This window comes from Pseudomonas sp. Irchel s3a12 (assembly GCF_900187485.1).
Taxonomy (GTDB): domain Bacteria; phylum Pseudomonadota; class Gammaproteobacteria; order Pseudomonadales; family Pseudomonadaceae; genus Aquipseudomonas; species Aquipseudomonas neuropathica.
The window spans coordinates 20,061-36,240 of sequence record NZ_FYDN01000003.1; the positions used below are offsets into that span (position 1 = coordinate 20,061).

General features: G+C 60.9%; 17 protein-coding genes and 1 pseudogene. 8 read left to right on the forward strand and 10 right to left on the reverse strand.

The window, feature by feature from the left end; genetic code table 11:
- Positions 1-177: 177 nt before the first annotated feature.
- From CKW14_RS06270 to CKW14_RS30380, 6 genes and pseudogenes are all read right to left on the reverse strand, one after another.
- On the reverse strand, positions 178-1,416 hold the full coding sequence (locus CKW14_RS06270; protein WP_095125008.1) for a heme biosynthesis protein HemY: 1,239 nt from the start codon (positions 1,414-1,416) through the stop codon (positions 178-180).
- Positions 1,413-2,555: a uroporphyrinogen-III C-methyltransferase gene (locus CKW14_RS06275; protein ID WP_095049358.1), complete on the reverse strand. Its 1,143-nt coding sequence runs from the start codon at positions 2,553-2,555 to the stop codon at positions 1,413-1,415. Before CKW14_RS06275 ends, CKW14_RS06270 begins: the two co-directional genes overlap by 4 nt.
- A gap of 16 nt (positions 2,556-2,571) precedes the next feature.
- Positions 2,572-3,333 carry a uroporphyrinogen-III synthase gene (locus CKW14_RS06280; RefSeq protein WP_095049357.1) on the reverse strand — a complete coding sequence of 254 codons (762 nt, stop codon included), beginning with the start codon at positions 3,331-3,333 and terminating at the stop codon, positions 2,572-2,574.
- On the reverse strand, positions 3,330-4,271 hold the full coding sequence (gene hemC, locus CKW14_RS06285) for a hydroxymethylbilane synthase (protein ID WP_093429722.1): 942 nt from the start codon (positions 4,269-4,271) through the stop codon (positions 3,330-3,332). The genes CKW14_RS06280 and hemC overlap by 4 nt, the downstream gene beginning before the upstream one ends.
- Before the next feature lie 138 nt (positions 4,272-4,409).
- Positions 4,410-5,156, reverse strand: coding sequence for a LytTR family DNA-binding domain-containing protein (locus tag CKW14_RS06290; RefSeq protein ID WP_093429721.1), 747 nt, complete (start codon positions 5,154-5,156; stop codon positions 4,410-4,412).
- A pseudogene (locus CKW14_RS30380) lies at positions 5,153-5,293 on the reverse strand (sensor histidine kinase); the annotation flags it as partial. The gene CKW14_RS06290 and the pseudogene CKW14_RS30380, both read right to left, overlap by 4 nt.
- Before the next feature lie 334 nt (positions 5,294-5,627).
- On the opposite strand from CKW14_RS30380, the gene argH reads away from it, so the two are divergent.
- Complete coding sequence (gene argH / locus CKW14_RS06295) at positions 5,628-7,022, forward strand: argininosuccinate lyase (protein ID WP_095049356.1); 1,395 nt, start codon at positions 5,628-5,630, stop codon at positions 7,020-7,022.
- A 137-nt stretch (positions 7,023-7,159) separates the two neighbouring features.
- Here argH and CKW14_RS06300 read toward each other — a convergent pair whose 3' ends face one another.
- Entirely contained in the window at positions 7,160-7,819 is a 660-nt protein-coding gene (locus tag CKW14_RS06300) for a glutathione S-transferase family protein (protein ID WP_095049355.1), read from the reverse strand.
- Between the two features lie 123 nt (positions 7,820-7,942).
- Between CKW14_RS06300 and CKW14_RS06305 the strand changes: the two genes are divergently transcribed.
- The 3 genes from CKW14_RS06305 to CKW14_RS06315 all read left to right on the forward strand — a co-directional run bounded on the left by CKW14_RS06305 (position 7,943) and on the right by CKW14_RS06315 (position 11,752).
- Entirely contained in the window at positions 7,943-8,233 is a 291-nt protein-coding gene (locus CKW14_RS06305) for a hypothetical protein (RefSeq protein ID WP_093429718.1), read from the forward strand.
- Positions 8,234-8,479: 246 nt separating this feature from the next.
- Positions 8,480-8,725 (forward strand): TIGR02647 family protein, encoded by a 246-nt coding sequence (locus CKW14_RS06310; protein ID WP_047596728.1) that lies wholly within the window; start codon positions 8,480-8,482, stop codon positions 8,723-8,725.
- Between the two features lie 183 nt (positions 8,726-8,908).
- Positions 8,909-11,752, forward strand: a complete 2,844-nt coding sequence (locus CKW14_RS06315) for a class I adenylate cyclase (protein ID WP_095125009.1) — start codon at positions 8,909-8,911, stop codon at positions 11,750-11,752.
- 6 nt (positions 11,753-11,758) lie between these two features.
- Here CKW14_RS06315 and rnk read toward each other — a convergent pair whose 3' ends face one another.
- From rnk to cyaY, 3 genes are all read right to left on the reverse strand, one after another.
- The gene (rnk, locus tag CKW14_RS06320) at positions 11,759-12,169 is read right to left on the reverse strand and encodes a nucleoside diphosphate kinase regulator (protein WP_007911103.1); all 411 of its coding nucleotides are present in this window, start codon (positions 12,167-12,169) and stop codon (positions 11,759-11,761) included.
- A gap of 128 nt (positions 12,170-12,297) precedes the next feature.
- On the reverse strand, positions 12,298-12,522 hold the full coding sequence (locus tag CKW14_RS06325; RefSeq protein ID WP_093429716.1) for a DUF1289 domain-containing protein: 225 nt from the start codon (positions 12,520-12,522) through the stop codon (positions 12,298-12,300).
- A gap of 4 nt (positions 12,523-12,526) precedes the next feature.
- A complete protein-coding gene (cyaY, locus tag CKW14_RS06330) occupies positions 12,527-12,859 on the reverse strand; it encodes an iron donor protein CyaY (protein ID WP_077575013.1) in 333 nt (110 codons plus the stop codon).
- 317 nt (positions 12,860-13,176) lie between these two features.
- Here cyaY and CKW14_RS06335 point away from each other — a divergent pair, with 317 nt between their 5' ends.
- Genes CKW14_RS06335 through CKW14_RS06350 form a run of 4 tightly spaced genes read left to right on the forward strand, consistent with a single transcriptional unit; the run spans position 13,177 to position 16,180 of the window.
- A complete protein-coding gene (locus CKW14_RS06335; RefSeq protein ID WP_007911098.1) occupies positions 13,177-13,350 on the forward strand; it encodes a lipoprotein in 174 nt (57 codons plus the stop codon).
- A 9-nt stretch (positions 13,351-13,359) separates the two neighbouring features.
- Positions 13,360-14,607 (forward strand): diaminopimelate decarboxylase, encoded by a 1,248-nt coding sequence (lysA, locus tag CKW14_RS06340; RefSeq protein ID WP_095049352.1) that lies wholly within the window; start codon positions 13,360-13,362, stop codon positions 14,605-14,607.
- Between the two features lie 3 nt (positions 14,608-14,610).
- Positions 14,611-15,441 (forward strand): diaminopimelate epimerase, encoded by an 831-nt coding sequence (gene dapF, locus CKW14_RS06345; protein ID WP_007911094.1) that lies wholly within the window; start codon positions 14,611-14,613, stop codon positions 15,439-15,441.
- A gap of 13 nt (positions 15,442-15,454) precedes the next feature.
- Positions 15,455-16,180, forward strand: coding sequence for a DUF484 family protein (locus tag CKW14_RS06350; protein ID WP_064116398.1), 726 nt, complete (start codon positions 15,455-15,457; stop codon positions 16,178-16,180).

Below are 16,180 nucleotides of genomic sequence, written 5' to 3' on the forward strand. Positions count from 1 at the left end.
AAAGCGTGTCAGCCTTTCAAGGCAAGGCCCTGCCGACAGTTCACCAGAGGTGTAGGGAAAACCCGACAGGATCGAGAGGAATTGGTGTAGACCGCTGTAGGAATTTGCCTCAAGCGCTCAACGAAGTGGAAAAATCAGCCACAAAAGGTAAGCGAGGGAGCGAACTCCCTCGCCACTTCAGACATGGGCCGGAACCGGCAACGGCGCGGCCAGCAGGCGCTCGTCCAGCAGACCAAGGCCTTCCTGGAACAACTGATTGCTGCGCTCGGTATCGCCCAACTGGGCGAGTAGGCGCGCCAGCTCCGCACAGGCCTCGGGATTGCGCTGCACACGCAGACTGCTTTCCAGGTAATCCCGTGCCTTGCCCCACAGACTGGTTTGCAGACACAGTCGGCCGAGGGTCAACAGCAGGCTTGGATCGTTCGGATGCTCCTTCAGCCAGCCTTCGGCGGTTTGCAACTGGCGTGCCGGATCGCTGCCGCGCACCAGCCCGTAGAGACGGGCCAGATGGCTGTCGTACTTGCGTTTGAGGGCAGTGCGCAGCGCTTCTTCCGCTTCGACCTGGGCGCCCAACTGCCGCAACTGTTCGGCGTACGCCAACACCAGCGGCGGCTCCTGCCGTTGCGCCGAAGTGAGCTGCTCCCAGGCGCGCGTGAGCGACTGCAAACCCACGCTGCCATCCTCTTCCCGTTGCGCAGCCAGCGAGAGGTTTTCACCCCAGGCGCGGCGCTCGAGTTCAGCCAGTTCGGCGCGCGGCAGGACTTTGTCCTTGCGCAATTCCGGCAGCAAACGAATCACCGCCGACCATTCGCCGCGCTGCTGATACAAGCGCTGCAACTGACGCAACGTCTGCGCATTGTGTGGATGGCGATCGTGCATCGCTTGCAGCGTCACCAAGGCACCGTCGGTGTCGCCACGGTCAGTCTGCAACTGCGCATGACTCAAAGCGATGGCCAGCTCCGCCTGGGGCTGACGCTCAAGCGCCCGCTCCAGCAAACGATCGCACTCTTCGTAAAGACCTTGCTCGTTGGCTGCGCGAGCAGCACCGAGGTAGTACAGCAATGGCTGGCGCTCGGCTTCAGCCGCTCGAGACAGGTGACGCTGAGCGCTGGCCCAGCGACCTTCGGCCAGATCCAGTTGACCGTGCTCGATCGCCACCTGCACGCGCCGACTGCGGTTGCGGCGCGACCATGGGTTGACTACGCCACTGGAGGCCATGACCAATTCGACCAGTGCCTTGATCCCCCAGATCAGCAGCCACAACACCGCGATGACCGCCAGCGTCGCCCACAGGCTGGACTCGTAGCGGAAGCTTTTGTAGGCCACCAGCACGTAACCGGAATGCTCGGCAATCGCCAGACCCAGCGCCGCTGTCGCAGCGATCACCAGAAACACGATCACATACAGGCGTTTCATGGCGTGATCTCCTGCGCGGTGTTGGCGGCAGGCTTGGCGAAGGGTTTCACCGACTCTTCGGCGTTAACGTTGCGCCGCTCAAGGTAGGCTTGCACCGCACTCAGCGTGCCGGCCAGATCAGGCGTCGTGACCGTGACCGGTTCCTTGCTCAACTCACCGACCTGTTCGAGCATCACTTTGCTTTGCGGATTGTCCGGGTTGAAATTGCCCTTGAGCACATCGCGCGCTTCGGCCAGCGCCTGGGTATAGACCGGCGCCTGACCGTTGAGGGCTGCCCACTGCGCCTGCTCAAGCGCAAGGCTCAGGGCCAGACGCACCTGACTCAGGCTCTGCCCGGCCAGCAGCGGCCGCACATTCTTGTCGGCATTGAAATCGATACGGATATAGCGCGAGACCTGATCCCACCACTGCGCCCAACGACTGGCGCCGTCACCGTCAGCAGTCAGGCCCAGCAGCGATTCGCCACGATCCTTGTACTCCGGCGCAAGCTCGGTGAGGTCGATGACTTGATCACGCAGCGCACCGAGGCGCAGGAACAGACCGGTGCGATCCGGTTGCGAAGTACTGCGCAGCGCCACCAGGGTTTTCGCCACTTGCTCGCGGGCGGCGAAAGAGCCTGGATCGTTTTGCTCACGGAGGATTTCGTCAGCGCCTTGGACCAGCGCCTGAGCGCTGCTGATGTCCTGCAACGCCGAAAGACGCAGACTGGCTAGACGCAGCAAATGCTCAGCCTCAGCCAGACGCCAATCCTTGCGGCTGGCGCCAAGAACGGTTTCCAGACGCTGATTTAGGCGCTGTTGATCACCTTGAAGCTGGGTCACCAGACGCTGGCGCTCGGCAAGTTCGTCAGCACCCGGCAGTTGCGCGAGGCGCTCGGTCAGACGCTGTTCATTGAGCTTCAGGCTCTGCGCCTGATCGTTCAATGCCTGCACTTCACCGGACTGCTGTTGAGTGTTGGTCTGCAGGTGACGAACCTGCCAGACCCCCCAGCCGCCGATCGCGACACCGGCGGCGCCGAGCAACAAGGCGACGATGGCCAATCCATTGCCTCGGCGCGGCTCTGTGGCCGGCGGTGGAGTTTCAACCTGGGGTTCAATCACAGGCTGGACGTCATCTTTTGGCAAGGCTGTTTCGCTCACGTATCCATCCTTTGCATTAGAAAACGGGTTCGGGATACTCCCGCAACGCCGTCAGCAAAGCCGCGGCACTCGCGCCGCGGCAATCCACAACTGTTTGAGCCCCGGCGGCACGTGCCAGCTCGGCGACCCTTGGGCTTGGTACAAACAACGGCAACGACGCGATGGCCGGCCAGGTATTACCGGCCATTTGGCGCAGGTGCTCGAAACCCTGTCCACTGCTGACCACCAGCCCGTTCAAGCGTTCCGCTTCGATCCGCCGTGGCAGCTCATCCGGGGCATAGGCTGGCAGGTCGCGTCGATACAATTCCAGATACTCGACACTAGCACCTAGCTCACGCAAGCGCTCGGCGAGCAGTTCACGCCCACCCTCCCCGCGCAAGATCAACACCTGCGCTCCGGGCTGGCTGACCGCCTCACGCAGACGCGGCAATTGCAGCAAGGCTTCGCTGTCATCGCCGGTGGCCGGGAAGCTCGCGTCCAGACCGTGATCCAGCAAAATCTGCGCAGTCGCCGCGCCGACACTGAACCACGGCATCGTCAGCGCAGATGCACCTTCGAGCAGATCCAGCGCAATACGCGCCGCCGGTTTGCTGACGACAATCACTGCACTGCAACTTGGCAACTGCGTAATCGCCTGACGAATTTTCTCAGAGACTGGCAGCGGGACAATGTCCAGAAGCGGCAAACAGCTACTGAAAACGCCCTGCCCAGCCAACGTCTGCGCCAGCGCCGCACAGTCTTCCGCGGGGCGCGTCAGCAGCAGGCGCCAACCGGTCACTCGTGACCTGCCTCGCCGTAGACCGCTTTGAGAATGTCGTCGGCGCCCTGGCTGAGCAGGTCTTCGGCGACCTTCACCCCCAGTGCTTCGGCATCGGCACGTGGCGCGCGGGCTTGGGCGCTGAGCAGCTTGCCGCCGCTTGGCTCACCGACCAGACCACGCAACCACAACTGCTCGCCTTCGAGCACGGCATAGCAGGCGATCGGCACTTGGCAGCCGCCATTCAAATGTTTGTTGAGGGCACGCTCGGCGGTGACGCGCGACGAGGTGTCGGCGTGATGCAGCGGTGCGAGCAAGGCGTGGATTTCGGTGTCGGCGCTGCGGCATTCGATGCCGACTGCACCTTGGCCACCGGCCGGCAGGCTGTCATCAACACTGATCGCCGAGGTGATGCGATCTTCGAAGCCGAGGCGGATCAGGCCGGCGGCGGCGAGGATGATCGCGTCGTACTCACCGGCATCGAGTTTGGCCAGGCGAGTGTTGACGTTGCCGCGCAGAAAGCGGATCTGCAGATCCGGACGACGGGTGAGCAACTGTGCCTGACGACGCAGACTCGACGTACCGACAATGCTGCCGGCAGGCAATGCTTCCAGGCTGGCATAAGTATTGGAAACGAAGGCATCACGCGGATCTTCACGCTCGCAGATGCAGAACAGGCCGAGGCCTTCCGGGAAGTCCATCGGCACATCTTTCATCGAGTGGACGGCGATGTCGGCTTGGTTTTCCAGCAGCGCAGTTTCCAGTTCCTTGACGAACAGGCCCTTGCCACCGATTTTCGACAGTGGCGAATCGAGCAGTTTGTCGCCGCGACTGACCATGGGCACCAGCGTCACCAGCAGGCCCGGGTGGGCCGCTTCAAGACGGGCTTTGACGTATTCGGCCTGCCAGAGGGCAAGCGCACTTTTACGGGTGGCGATGCGGATTTCGCGAGAGGACATGGATCAATCCGTACTGAATAGATACGGCGGATAATAACAGCTCAGCCAAATCCACTTTGACTTGAATCAGAGTCGGCGCGGCCTCCCTGGCCCGCAGTGCCTGGTAAAAAGGAGCTGGAGCTGTCCGGAATGACCGGGTTACAGGCCCTGCATCATCTTGCGCACACCGGCCACGTGCCGACGACTGACGATCAGCGCGTCACCATTTAGACCCTTGAGAAACAGCTGGAAATGCCCCAGCGGCGTACGCTGCAGACGTTCGATGCGGTCGCGGGCGACCAGCGCGTTGCGATGGATACGCACGAAGCGCTCGCCGAATTCGTCTTCGAGGGCTTTGAGCGGCTCATCCAACAGCACTTCACCGGCCTCGTGGCGCAGGGTCACGTACTTGTGGTCGGCGATAAAGTAGACCACCTGATCCAGCGGGATCAGTTCGATGCCTTTGCGGGTTCGGGCGCTGATATGGCTGCGCGGGCCGTTGCCACTTTCGGCAGCGGGACGGGTCAGGGCCGAGAGTTGCGCCCGATTGGGACGTTCAGCCCGTTTCAGGGCGTCATGCAGATGTTCGGTTCGCACGGGTTTCACCACATAGCCCACGGCGCTGGCCTGCAGGGCTTCCACGGCAAATTCATCGGGGCTGGTGCAAAACACCACGGCCGGCGGCGTTTCACGTTCGCACAGACGGGCAGCAACCTGCAGGCCATCGAGACCCGGCATGCGAATATCGAGCAGCACGATATCCGGCTTGTGGCTGTCGATCAGTGCCAACGCCTCTTCGCCATTCGTGGCGCCGGGCTCCAGAACTGTATAACCCTCGAGCTCGCTCACCATTCGGCTGAGGCGCTCGCGAGCCAGTGGTTCGTCATCAACGATCAGGACATTCATATTGCGCTGGATTCCTGCGTGAGTCTCGCACAAGGATAGCGTAGACAGGTGAAGTGACGTCCGTCACCGCGATCCACGCTAAGACTAGCCCGAGCGCCAAAAAGTGCCGTACGTCGGCCAGCAATATTTGCCAGTGTCCGGGTCGTACTGCTCAAAGCCCGCTGTTTCCTGCGTTTCTCACGGGGTTTGCCGAAGGACAAAACACCCACCCCCTCTTCTTATAGTCGCCGGCCAGACCTTTGCGCGATCCAGAGCCGCGTCGACCCTTATGTCCAACTGTAGACGCTCGCCGGGCCGATATTGCTCAATCGAAAAATATCCTTGTGCAAATCTCCCAGCACCAGCGGCCACTATGGCTGACGCAATGAGAAAAAAACGTATCGACCAGTGTCAGCGACAGGATTGGCAACCCTGTTATTATCCGCGCCAGCGTTTCACGCCTTCTTTCTTCAAGCCGATACGAGCGAATTCATGAGCACTGACAAGACCAATCAGTCCTGGGGCGGCCGCTTCAGTGAACCCGTCGACGCCTTCGTCGCCCGCTTCACCGCCTCCGTCACTTTCGACCAGCGCCTGTATCGCCACGACATCATGGGCTCGATCGCCCACGCCACCATGCTGGCCAAGGTCGGCGTGCTGACCGATGCCGAGCGCGACAGCATCATCGACGGCCTGAAGACCATTCAGGGCGAAATCGAGGCCGGCCAGTTCGACTGGCGTGTCGACCTCGAAGACGTGCACATGAACATCGAAGCACGCCTGACCGACCGCATCGGCGTTACCGGTAAAAAGCTGCACACCGGCCGTAGCCGTAACGACCAGGTCGCCACCGACATCCGCCTGTGGCTGCGTGACGAAATCGACCTGATCCTCGCCGAGATCACCCGCCTGCAGAAAGGCCTGCTGGAGCAAGCTGAGCGCGAAGCCGCGAGCATCATGCCGGGCTTCACCCACCTGCAGACCGCGCAGCCAGTGACCTTCGGGCACCACATGCTGGCCTGGTTCGAAATGCTCAGCCGCGACTACGAGCGTCTGGTCGACTGCCGCAAGCGCACCAACCGCATGCCACTGGGCAGCGCCGCGCTGGCCGGCACCACCTACCCGATCGACCGCGAATACACCGCGCAACTGCTGGGCTTCGACGCAGTTGGCGGCAACTCGCTGGACAACGTCTCCGATCGCGACTTCGCCATCGAATTCTGCTCGGCCGCGAGCATCGCGATGATGCACTTGTCGCGCTTCTCCGAAGAGCTGGTGCTGTGGACCAGTGCGCAGTTCCAGTTCATTGATCTGCCGGACCGCTTCTGCACCGGCAGCTCAATCATGCCGCAAAAGAAAAACCCTGACGTACCGGAGCTGGTGCGTGGCAAGACCGGCCGTGTGTTCGGTGCACTGATGGGTTTGCTGACCCTGATGAAAGGCCAACCGCTGGCCTACAACAAGGACAACCAGGAAGACAAAGAGCCGCTGTTCGACGCCGCCGACACACTGCGCGATTCGCTGCGTGCCTTTGCCGACATGATCCCGGCGATCAAACCGAAACACGCGATCATGCGTGAAGCGGCGCTGCGCGGTTTCTCCACCGCGACCGACCTGGCAGATTATCTGGTGCGCCGTGGTCTGCCGTTCCGTGATTGCCACGAAATCGTCGGTCACGCGGTGAAGTACGGCGTCGACACTGGCAAGGATCTGGCCGAGATGAGCCTGGAAGAACTGCGTCAGTTCAGTGATCAGATCGAGCAGGACGTGTTTGCCGTGCTGACCCTGGAAGGCTCGGTGAATGCCCGTGATCATATCGGCGGCACTGCGCCGGCGCAGGTCAAGGCAGCGGTGGTGCGCGGTCAGGCGCTGATCGCTAGCCGCTAAAGGCCAAAAGCCAAAAGCTTCGCGAGCAGGCTCGCTCCCACAGGGGATTTTTGTCGGCCACAAATTTTGTGTTCAACAAAAATCCAAATGTGGGAGCGAGCCTGCTCGCGAAGGCTTCCTTCAGAGCGCTATAAAACTCACTTCTTGGCAGCGATCATCGCCAAAAACGCCGGCATCGCAGCTTCCTTGTCTGCCGCGATCTTCTGCACATGCGGATTCTGCTCCAACCGCTCCAGCAGCGCCTTCGCCTGCGGCATCTCCGCCAGCAAATCAATCCCGAACAGCTTCTGCCCGACCGCATAGGCCAGCGGCACGCTGTAGAGGAAATACAAATCGGCAATGCTCATACTGTCGCCCGCCACGTATGGAGAAAATTTTCCGTGTCGTCCCAGCGCGGCGAAACCCAGCTGCAATTCAGTCTTGGTCTTTTCCTTGATCGCCTCCGGCAGGGTCATGCCGAAGAACGCCTCGCCGTAACAAGCGCGTCCCGGCAACTCGATGTACAGCTCGATTTCCTTGGCAATCGCCAGCACCTGCGCGCGTTGGAACGGATCGCTCGGCAGCAGCGGCGTGCCTTTCTGGGTCTGTTCGAGGTATTCGAGGATGATCGCGGTTTCGTTGATAAAACCATCGTCTACACCCAGCACCGGCACTTTGCCGCGCGGGCTGATGGCCAGAGACTCCGGTGTCTGCGTCGGGTAGAACGTGACCTCTTCGAACGGCAGGCCTTTTTCCAGCAGTGCCAGTTTGACCATGTTGTAGTAGTTGCTGACTGAGAATCCGTAGAGCTTGAACATCACATAGCCTCCAGGCCGTGCGGGGTGGGCAGTGCCTGTTTATAGATCGCTCAAGCCTTTCCCGCCAGCAGCATCACGCCACTGAATGCGGGTAAACTGGCGCCTTTCCATGAGGAGCCTGCCATGAGCGAGCCGACAGACATCGACAATGACAACGACGAAGAAGAGTTCACCGAAGCGACGTTGATCGAAGCCATCGAAAACCAGATCGAAAGCGACAATCCGCCGGCCGCCAAAGCGACGTTCAACAAGCTGACCCTGGTGGGTGTCGAGCGCGAAGAAATCCTCAATCTGATGGCTCACGTGCTGGCTTACGAAATCGACGCGATGCTCGATGAAGACCGTGCGTTCAATACCGAATGGTACGAAGCGGCGCTGCGCGCCTTGCCGGAATTACCGCCAGAAAAGCAGTAAGCCAAACACATCCCCCTGCTCGCGAATGCCGTGCATCAGCAAAAACAACGCTAAATGACACACCGCTTTCGCGAGCAGGCTCGCTCCCACACAATTTGTCACCCATCCATCCAGCCAACTCCCGCCTCCCGACTACACTGCAATCCGCCTCAAGACAAAATCCCTGATCTGAGCACTGGACATGCCGCAAAAGCGGGTTCACCTTAGGGACGCTGTCGTCCAATTCCTAGAAAGTCTGGAGTCCTTATGTCGCTTACCCCTGAGTTGGTTGCCGAACTGGAAGTCCTCGCACTCTTCAACCTGGACAGTTCCCAGGAAGGTCTGAAAATTCATCAGACCGCTGCCCCGAAACACATCGCCGCCGCCAAACGCCTCTTTGAAAAAGAACTGACCGACCAGCCCGATGGCGGGTATCTGACCAGCCTCGGTCGCGATGCCGCACAAAGTGTGCAAACCGTGCTGACCATTCTGAGAGAGCAGGAAACCGCCTGATTCCCCCTGACTTCGCCCACGGGAACTCCTGCCACGGGATTTCCGCGGGCTTGCCCGGCCATCCGCGATAGAAATCTGACGTCAAAAAACAAATTCAGCTTAAAAGTCCCGCTGCGCAAAGGCTAAACTGCCTCCCATTCCGAGACCCTCTTCGTCCGAGCTTGCGAGCCGGTTTGAGCTGACATGACGCGCACCCACGAAATCCGCCCCGACCTGGACGAAGGCATCGACCGCAAGGTACTCAGCCAGCTGCGCGCGCGTTTTCTCAAACTCAATGAAGGCCGCCTCGGTCGTGCCCTTGAAGGGCTGTCGACACGCCAGCAAAGCGTACTGACGCTGTTGCCGCTGTTCTTTCATGTTAATCACCCGCTGCTGCCGGGCTACGTGTCGGGCAGCACGCCGGCCGGCCTGTCGAATTACGAGCCCGACGCCAACGTGCTGACCGAAGCACAGCGTCTGACTCGTTCGTTTTCGTACAAACCGCGTCACGGCAGCAATCCGCCGCGACCGATTCACGGCCTGTTCCTGATGGGCAGCCTTGGTACGCTGGCGCAAGCCGATCAGAGTGACATGGACGTGTGGGTCTGCCACGCGCCGGACTTGAACGAAAGCGAGCTTGCTGAACTGCGCAAAAAATGCCAGCTGCTGGAAGCCTGGGCGGCGAGTCAGGGCGCCGAAGCGCATTTTTTCCTGATCGACCCGGAGCGCTTCGTCAAAGGCGAACGCGACACCCAGCTCAGCTCGGAAAACTGCGGCAGCACTCAGCACTATCTGCTGCTCGACGAGTTTTATCGCACTGCAATCTGGCTGGCAGGGCGCACACCGATCTGGTGGCTGGTGCCGGTTTACGAAGAAACCGCCTACGACCTTTACACCCACACCCTGCTGTCCAAGCGTTTTATCCGCGCCGACGAAACCCTCGACCTTGGTCATCTGGCGCGGATTCCGCCGGGCGAGTTCATCGGCGCCGGATTGTGGCAGTTGTTCAAGGGCATCGAGTCACCCTATAAATCGGTGCTCAAGCTGCTGCTGACCGAGGTCTACGCCAGCGAACACCCGCAGGTGCAGTGCCTGAGCCTGCGCTTCAAAAAAGCCGTGTTCGCCAACCAGCTGGATCTGGATGAACTGGATCCGTACATGGTCGTGTACCGGCGTATCGAGGAATACCTCACCGCGCGCAACGAGCCGGAACGGCTGGAGCTGGTTCGTCGCGCGTTGTACCTGAAGGTCAACCGCAAGCTCACTGGCAACAGCCGCACCCAGAGCTGGCAACGCACGTTGCTGGAACGACTGGCCAGCGAATGGCATTGGGATCAGCGACAACTGACGCTGCTCGACAGCCGCAGCCAGTGGAAAGTCCGCCAGGTCAGCGCCGAGCGTCGCGCACTGGTCAATGAGCTGAACTACAGCTACCGCTTCCTGACCCAGTTCGCCCGCACAGAACAAACCGTCAGCCTGATCAATAAACGCGATCTCAATGTGCTGGGGCGCCGGCTCTACGCAGCCTTCGAACGCAAGGCCGACAAGGTCGAGTTCATCAACCCCGGCATCGCCCCGGATCTGGCCGAAGACACCCTGACCCTGGTGCAGTCGCGCAACAAGAAGGAACCGGGACAAACCCAGTGGGGCTTGTATAACGGCAGCCTGACCGCACTGGAGTGGGAACACTTCGCACCGATCAAGCGCAGCCGCGAGTTACTGGAGCTGCTGACCTGGTGCCACCGCAACGGCGTGATCGACAGCAGCACCCGCCTGGCCCTGCATCCCGGCACCAGCGACCTGAGCGAGTTCGAGCTGTTCAACCTGCTCGGCAGCCTGCAACAGTGCATCGCCCTGCCCTTGCCCACCGTCGCGGAAGAACCGTTGCTGCGTGCAGTGGTGCCAAGCGAAGTGCTGATTCTGGTCAACGTCGGCGTCGACCCGCTCAAGCATCACCGCGACCTGAATATCCTGATGACCACCGAGCGTACCGACTCGCTGAGTTACGCCGGAGTGCGCGAAAACCTCGTGCTGACGCTGGATCAGGTCACGCTCAATAGCTGGAACGAAGTACTGGTCAACCGCTTCGACGGCCCGCATGCCCTGCTCGACTGCCTACGCGATTACCTCAACAACCTGCCGCGCGGGCCGTTGCAGCCGTCATTGAAGGTACGCTGCTTCTGCCACAACCGCGCGCAGTTCATTGCCCGTCGCGTTGAAGAAATCATCGACACCGCGCAGAACCTGTTGCTCAGCGAGTTGAACCATCGCTACCTGATTCAGGTGCAGCAGCATTATCACGTGCTGGAATTGGTGCCGGGCCAGGTCAACCATGTGGCGCTTGCCACCCTGCCGGCCCTGCTCGATTACCTTGGCGAAGAACAGCCGCGCTACAGTCCGCTGCACCTGGATCCCATGGCACTGGAAGATCACGACCTTGCACTGATCCTGCCGATGGGCCAGCCGGAGTGCATTCAAGTGTTCTATCGGATCACCGAGCAGCAGGCCGAGCTGTACGTGCTGGATGAGTTCAACGCGCTGTGGCAGCAACATTTGCCCTATCACGACGAGCAGAGTCTGTTGGTGCCGTTGCAGCGCTTCCTGCAATCGATTCTGTTTCGCCGCGAAGCCGTGCTGCCGATGGACGCCGGTCCCGACGGCCGTCTCGACACTTTGTATTACCAGCTATTGCCTTCAGGTCCGGGGCGCGCGCGCCGGGTCGAAGCGCGGCCGGCACCGCAGACGCCAGTGAACAAGCCGTTCTACGACGTGCAAGCGATCGTCGGCAAAGCCGCACCGGGCGAAGTGCAGGTCACCCTGTATTGCAATCAACGGGAATTCAGCGAACTGGAACATGGCGACCAGCTGTTCAGCGTGGTCGCCCGGGAGATCGTCGAGCAGCGCCGCGAGAGCGAACGCTATCGCTGCTACATCACCGACCTCGACCTTTCGGGCCTGCTCGGTGACGGGCAGAGTTCAAGCAATCTGTATCTGCGCTACAAGGCTGATCTGGAGCGCGCCCTGAACGAGGCACTCGAACAGGTCTGAGGCGGGTTACTCGGGAAACGCGCCACCGTTGGCCGGTTGCGATTCGACTTCCAGCAAAGTCAGTTTGAGGGTCTTGCCACCGGGTGCCGGCCAGTCAATGTGCTGACCGACTTTCAGGCCCAGCAACGCGCTGCCGACCGGAGCCAGGATCGAGATCTTGCCTTCATCGGCGTTGGCGTCCTTCGGATAGACCAGCGTCAGGTGGTAATCCTTGCCACTGCCTTCTTCGCGGCAATGCACACGGGAATTCATCGTCACGACATCGGCGGGCACTTCATCGTGACCGACCACGGTGTCGGCGCGATCCAGCTCGGTTTGCAGCGCAATCACGCCCGGCAGCGTGTCATCCAGGCTGTCGATCAGGCGCTCCAGACGTTGCACGTCCAGACGGGTAAGGGTGATGGAAGGTGCGGTCATGATCCGGGCAGACTCCTTTCTTCTGCACACAAAAAAAGCAAAACCCCGCCAAAAAAGACGGGGTTTTCACCAGGCCTCGATGGGTTGAGGCGTGTTCGGACACTATCACAGCTCAAAAAATATACAAGTCACGCCCCGCCGCACTGTTTGCGCTGCGACGCCTGCGCGCAAATCACACGTCGCCGGTCATCGTCTGCCGAGCGCCATTCGCGAATGTCTTCGACATGGCGGAAGCAGCCGAGGCAGACCTTCTGCTCATCCAATCGGCAAACGCCGCTGCACGGCGAAGGCACGGCCGGGCTGATGTTGCTGTACAGCGGCTTCGGTGGACGAACGGGAGCGGTGTCAGTCACGGAATCACAGACCTTCGAAATCGAATTCAGCGCCAGCCTGCTGCTTGACGATGCGCTCTAGCATTTCGCCCAGTTGCTCTTCGCTCTTGTCGCACATCCAGCGCTCGCTTTCTTCGTCGTAATCGAAGTGGAAACCACCGGACACCGCTGCCAGCCACAGCTGACGCAGCGGCTCCTGGCGGCTGAAGATCAGCTGCGAGCCGTTTTCGAACTTGACGGTCAGCACACCGGCCGAACTTTCCAGATCGATGTCCAGGTCGCTCTCGTCAAAGATGTCTTCCAGTTTTTCCTGGGTTTCATCGACCAGATCGTGGAAACGGGCTTCGGACAAACTCATTGCGGCAACCTCAAAAAATGTCTGATCAGGCTCAAGCGCCGAAAGATACGGACGCTGCCGGCCGATTGCAAAGATTAACGACCAAGCACCGGTCAGGGCATCGAACACCCAACCCTGTGGGAGCGAGCCTGCTCGCGAATGGCCGGCACATTCAACATTATTGTTGCCTGACACACCGCCATCGCGAGCAGGCTCGCTCACACAGGGTTACCAGTGCTCACGGGCAAGCCCCGCCGGACGGGAAGGCCATCACATAGGCAAGCCGCCGGGTGGCCGGTATACTCCGGCGCAATTAACGCATTTTCAAGGATTTCGCCATGAAGCGCCTGATCTCTTCCCTTGCTGCGCTCGTCGCGGTTGCCTGCCTCGTTTCGGCCTGTGGTCAAAAAGGCCCGCTGTACCTGCCGGATGACGATCAGGACCCGGCCGAGCAAGCCCAGTCTTCGCAGAAGCAACCGTCCAAAGCACATAAGCACGACGTTTACCAATAAGGGATCGCCATGGACGCTTTTAACTACCGTGGCGGGGAACTGTTCGCGGAAGGTGTGGCGCTGTCCGCCATCGCCGATCGTTTCGGTACGCCTACTTATGTGTACTCGCGCGCGCATATCGAAGCTCAGTATCTGGCTTACGCCGATGCTTTGGCCGGCATGCCGCACCTGGTCTGCTTTGCGGTCAAGGCCAACTCCAACCTCGGCGTACTGAATGTCCTGGCCCGTCTCGGTGCCGGTTTCGACATCGTTTCCCGTGGCGAGCTGGAACGCGTTCTGGCCGCTGGCGGCAGCGCTGACAAGATCGTCTTCTCCGGTGTCGGCAAGACCCGTGACGACATGCGTCGCGCCCTCGAAGTCGGCGTGCACTGCTTCAACGTCGAATCCACCGACGAGCTGGAGCGCCTGCAAGTGGTCGCCGCCGAGCTGGGCGTTCGCGCCCCGGTTTCGCTGCGCGTGAACCCGGACGTCGATGCCGGCACCCACCCGTACATTTCTACCGGTCTCAAAGAGAACAAGTTCGGCATCGCCATCGCCGACGCCGAAGACGTGTACGTGCGCGCCGCGCATCTGCCGAACCTGGAAGTGGTCGGTGTCGACTGCCACATCGGTTCGCAACTGACCACCCTGCCACCGTTCCTTGATGCGCTCGATCGCCTGCTGGATCTGGTCGACCGTCTGGGCGACTGCGGCATTCACCTGCGCCACATCGATCTCGGTGGTGGTTTGGGCGTGCGCTATCGCGATGAAGAGCCGCCATTGGCTGCCGACTACATCAAGGCTGTGCGCGAGCGCTTGAACGGACGTGACTTGGCGCTGGTGTTCGAGCCGGGCCGTTTCATCGTCGCCAATGCCGGCGTGCTGCTGACGCAGGTCGAGTACCTCAAGCACACCGAACATAAGGACTTCGCCATCGTCGACGCGGCGATGAACGACCTGATCCGCCCGGCGCTGTATCAGGCGTGGATGGACGTCACCGCGGTCAAACCGCGTGACACCGCTGCGCGCAAATACGACATCGTCGGCCCGATCTGCGAAACCGGCGATTTCCTCGCCAAGGACCGTGAATTGGCCCTGGCCGAAGGCGATCTGCTGGCCGTGCATTCGGCCGGTGCCTACGGTTTTGTGATGAGTTCCAACTACAACACCCGTGGCCGTGCTGCCGAAGTGTTGGTAGACGGTGCTCAGGTTTTTGAAGTGCGCCGCCGCGAAACCGTGGCCGAGCTGTTTGCCGGCGAAAGCCTGCTGCCGGAGTAACCCATGCTGCTGCGTTTTACTAAAATGCACGGCTTGGGCAATGACTTCATGGTTCTCGACCTGGTCAGCCAGCACGCGCATATTCAGCCAAAGCACGCCAAGCAGTGGGGCGACCGCCACACCGGCATCGGTTTCGACCAGTTGCTGATCGTTGAGGCTCCGAGCAATCCGGACGTGGATTTCCGTTACCGGATCTTCAATTCCGATGGCTCGGAAGTCGAGCAGTGCGGCAACGGTGCGCGCTGCTTTGCACGCTTCGTGCTCGACAAGCGTCTGACCGCCAAACGGCAGATTCGCGTCGAGACCAAGGGCGGCATCATCGAACTGGACGTGCGTAACGACGGCCAGATCGGCGTGAACATGGGCGCCCCGCGTCTGGTGCCAGCGGACATTCCGTTCGAAGCGCCAGCGCAAGCGACCAGCTATCAGCTGGAAGTCGACGGCACCACGGTCGAACTGGCCGCCGTGTCGATGGGCAACCCGCACGCCGTGTTGCGCGTGCAGGACATCAACAGTGCACCGGTGCATGAGCTGGGGCCGAAAATCGAACACCATCCGCGCTTCCCCGCGCGAGTGAATGTCGGTTTTCTCCAGGTCATCGACCGTAACCGTGCGCAGTTGCGCGTGTGGGAACGCGGTGCCGGGGAAACCCAAGCCTGCGGTACCGGCGCCTGTGCAGCGGCTGTCGCTGCGATCAGCCAGGGGTGGATGGATTCGCCGCTATTGATCGACCTGCCCGGCGGGCGTCTGTCCATTGAATGGGCAGGCCCTGGCCAACCGGTGCTGATGACCGGTCCGGCAGTGCGTGTATACGAAGGACAAGTACGTCTTTGAGTGAGCAGAAATCATGACCGATAAGCCTCAGGTACCCGCCCGACAGTCCGACGAATCAGCGTCCGAGAGCCTGGAGGCGGCAGCGGTTGCCGCATACCTCGAGGCTCATCCGGACTTCTTCGTCGAGCACGAAGAACTGCTGCCCGCCCTGCGTATTCCCCACCAGCGTGGCGATACCGTTTCGCTGGTCGAGCGGCAGATGACCATTCTGCGCGACCGCAACATCGAGATGCGCCATCGCCTCTCGCAGTTGATGGACGTCGCCCGCGACAACGATCGCCTGTTCGACAAGACCCGCCGTCTCATACTGTCCCTGATGGACGCCGCCAGCCTCGAAGACGTGGTGATCAGCGTCGAAGACAGCCTGCGCCAGGATTTTCAGGTGCCCTTTGTCAGCCTGATCCTGCTCGGTGACAACCCGGCGCCGGTCGGTCGCTGGGTCACTCACGCTGACGCCCAAGTCGCCATCGGCGGCTTGCTTACCGAAGGCAAAAGCGTCAGCGGCAGCCTGCGTGAGCATGAACTGGACTTCCTCTTCGGCGAAGAACAACGCAAGCAGATCGGCTCCACTGCCGTCGTCGCGGTCAGCCATCAAGGCATCCACGGCATTCTGGCGATCGCCAGCCGTGACCCGCAGCACTACAAGAGTTCGGTCGGCACGCTGTTCCTCAGCTACATCGCCGAAGTCATGGGCCGTGTGCTGCCACGGGTCAATAGCTCCCTGCGCTCGGTACGCTGA

Coding starts and splice junctions, on each gene's coding strand:
- CKW14_RS06270 (WP_095125008.1), bottom strand. CDS start 1,416: ATGAAACGCCTGTATGTGATCGTGTTTCTGGTGATCGCTGCGACAGCG.
- hemC (WP_093429722.1), bottom strand. CDS start 4,271: ATGTCCTCTCGCGAAATCCGCATCGCCACCCGTAAAAGTGCGCTTGCC.
- CKW14_RS06290 (WP_093429721.1), bottom strand. CDS start 5,156: ATGAATGTCCTGATCGTTGATGACGAACCACTGGCTCGCGAGCGCCTC.
- argH (WP_095049356.1), top strand. CDS start 5,628: ATGAGCACTGACAAGACCAATCAGTCCTGGGGCGGCCGCTTCAGTGAA.
- CKW14_RS06300 (WP_095049355.1), bottom strand. CDS start 7,819: ATGTTCAAGCTCTACGGATTCTCAGTCAGCAACTACTACAACATGGTC.
- CKW14_RS06305 (WP_093429718.1), top strand. CDS start 7,943: ATGAGCGAGCCGACAGACATCGACAATGACAACGACGAAGAAGAGTTC.
- CKW14_RS06310 (WP_047596728.1), top strand. CDS start 8,480: ATGTCGCTTACCCCTGAGTTGGTTGCCGAACTGGAAGTCCTCGCACTC.
- CKW14_RS06315 (WP_095125009.1), top strand. CDS start 8,909: ATGACGCGCACCCACGAAATCCGCCCCGACCTGGACGAAGGCATCGAC.
- rnk (WP_007911103.1), bottom strand. CDS start 12,169: ATGACCGCACCTTCCATCACCCTTACCCGTCTGGACGTGCAACGTCTG.
- cyaY (WP_077575013.1), bottom strand. CDS start 12,859: ATGAGTTTGTCCGAAGCCCGTTTCCACGATCTGGTCGATGAAACCCAG.
- CKW14_RS06335 (WP_007911098.1), top strand. CDS start 13,177: ATGAAGCGCCTGATCTCTTCCCTTGCTGCGCTCGTCGCGGTTGCCTGC.
- lysA (WP_095049352.1), top strand. CDS start 13,360: ATGGACGCTTTTAACTACCGTGGCGGGGAACTGTTCGCGGAAGGTGTG.
- dapF (WP_007911094.1), top strand. CDS start 14,611: ATGCTGCTGCGTTTTACTAAAATGCACGGCTTGGGCAATGACTTCATG.
- CKW14_RS06350 (WP_064116398.1), top strand. CDS start 15,455: ATGACCGATAAGCCTCAGGTACCCGCCCGACAGTCCGACGAATCAGCG.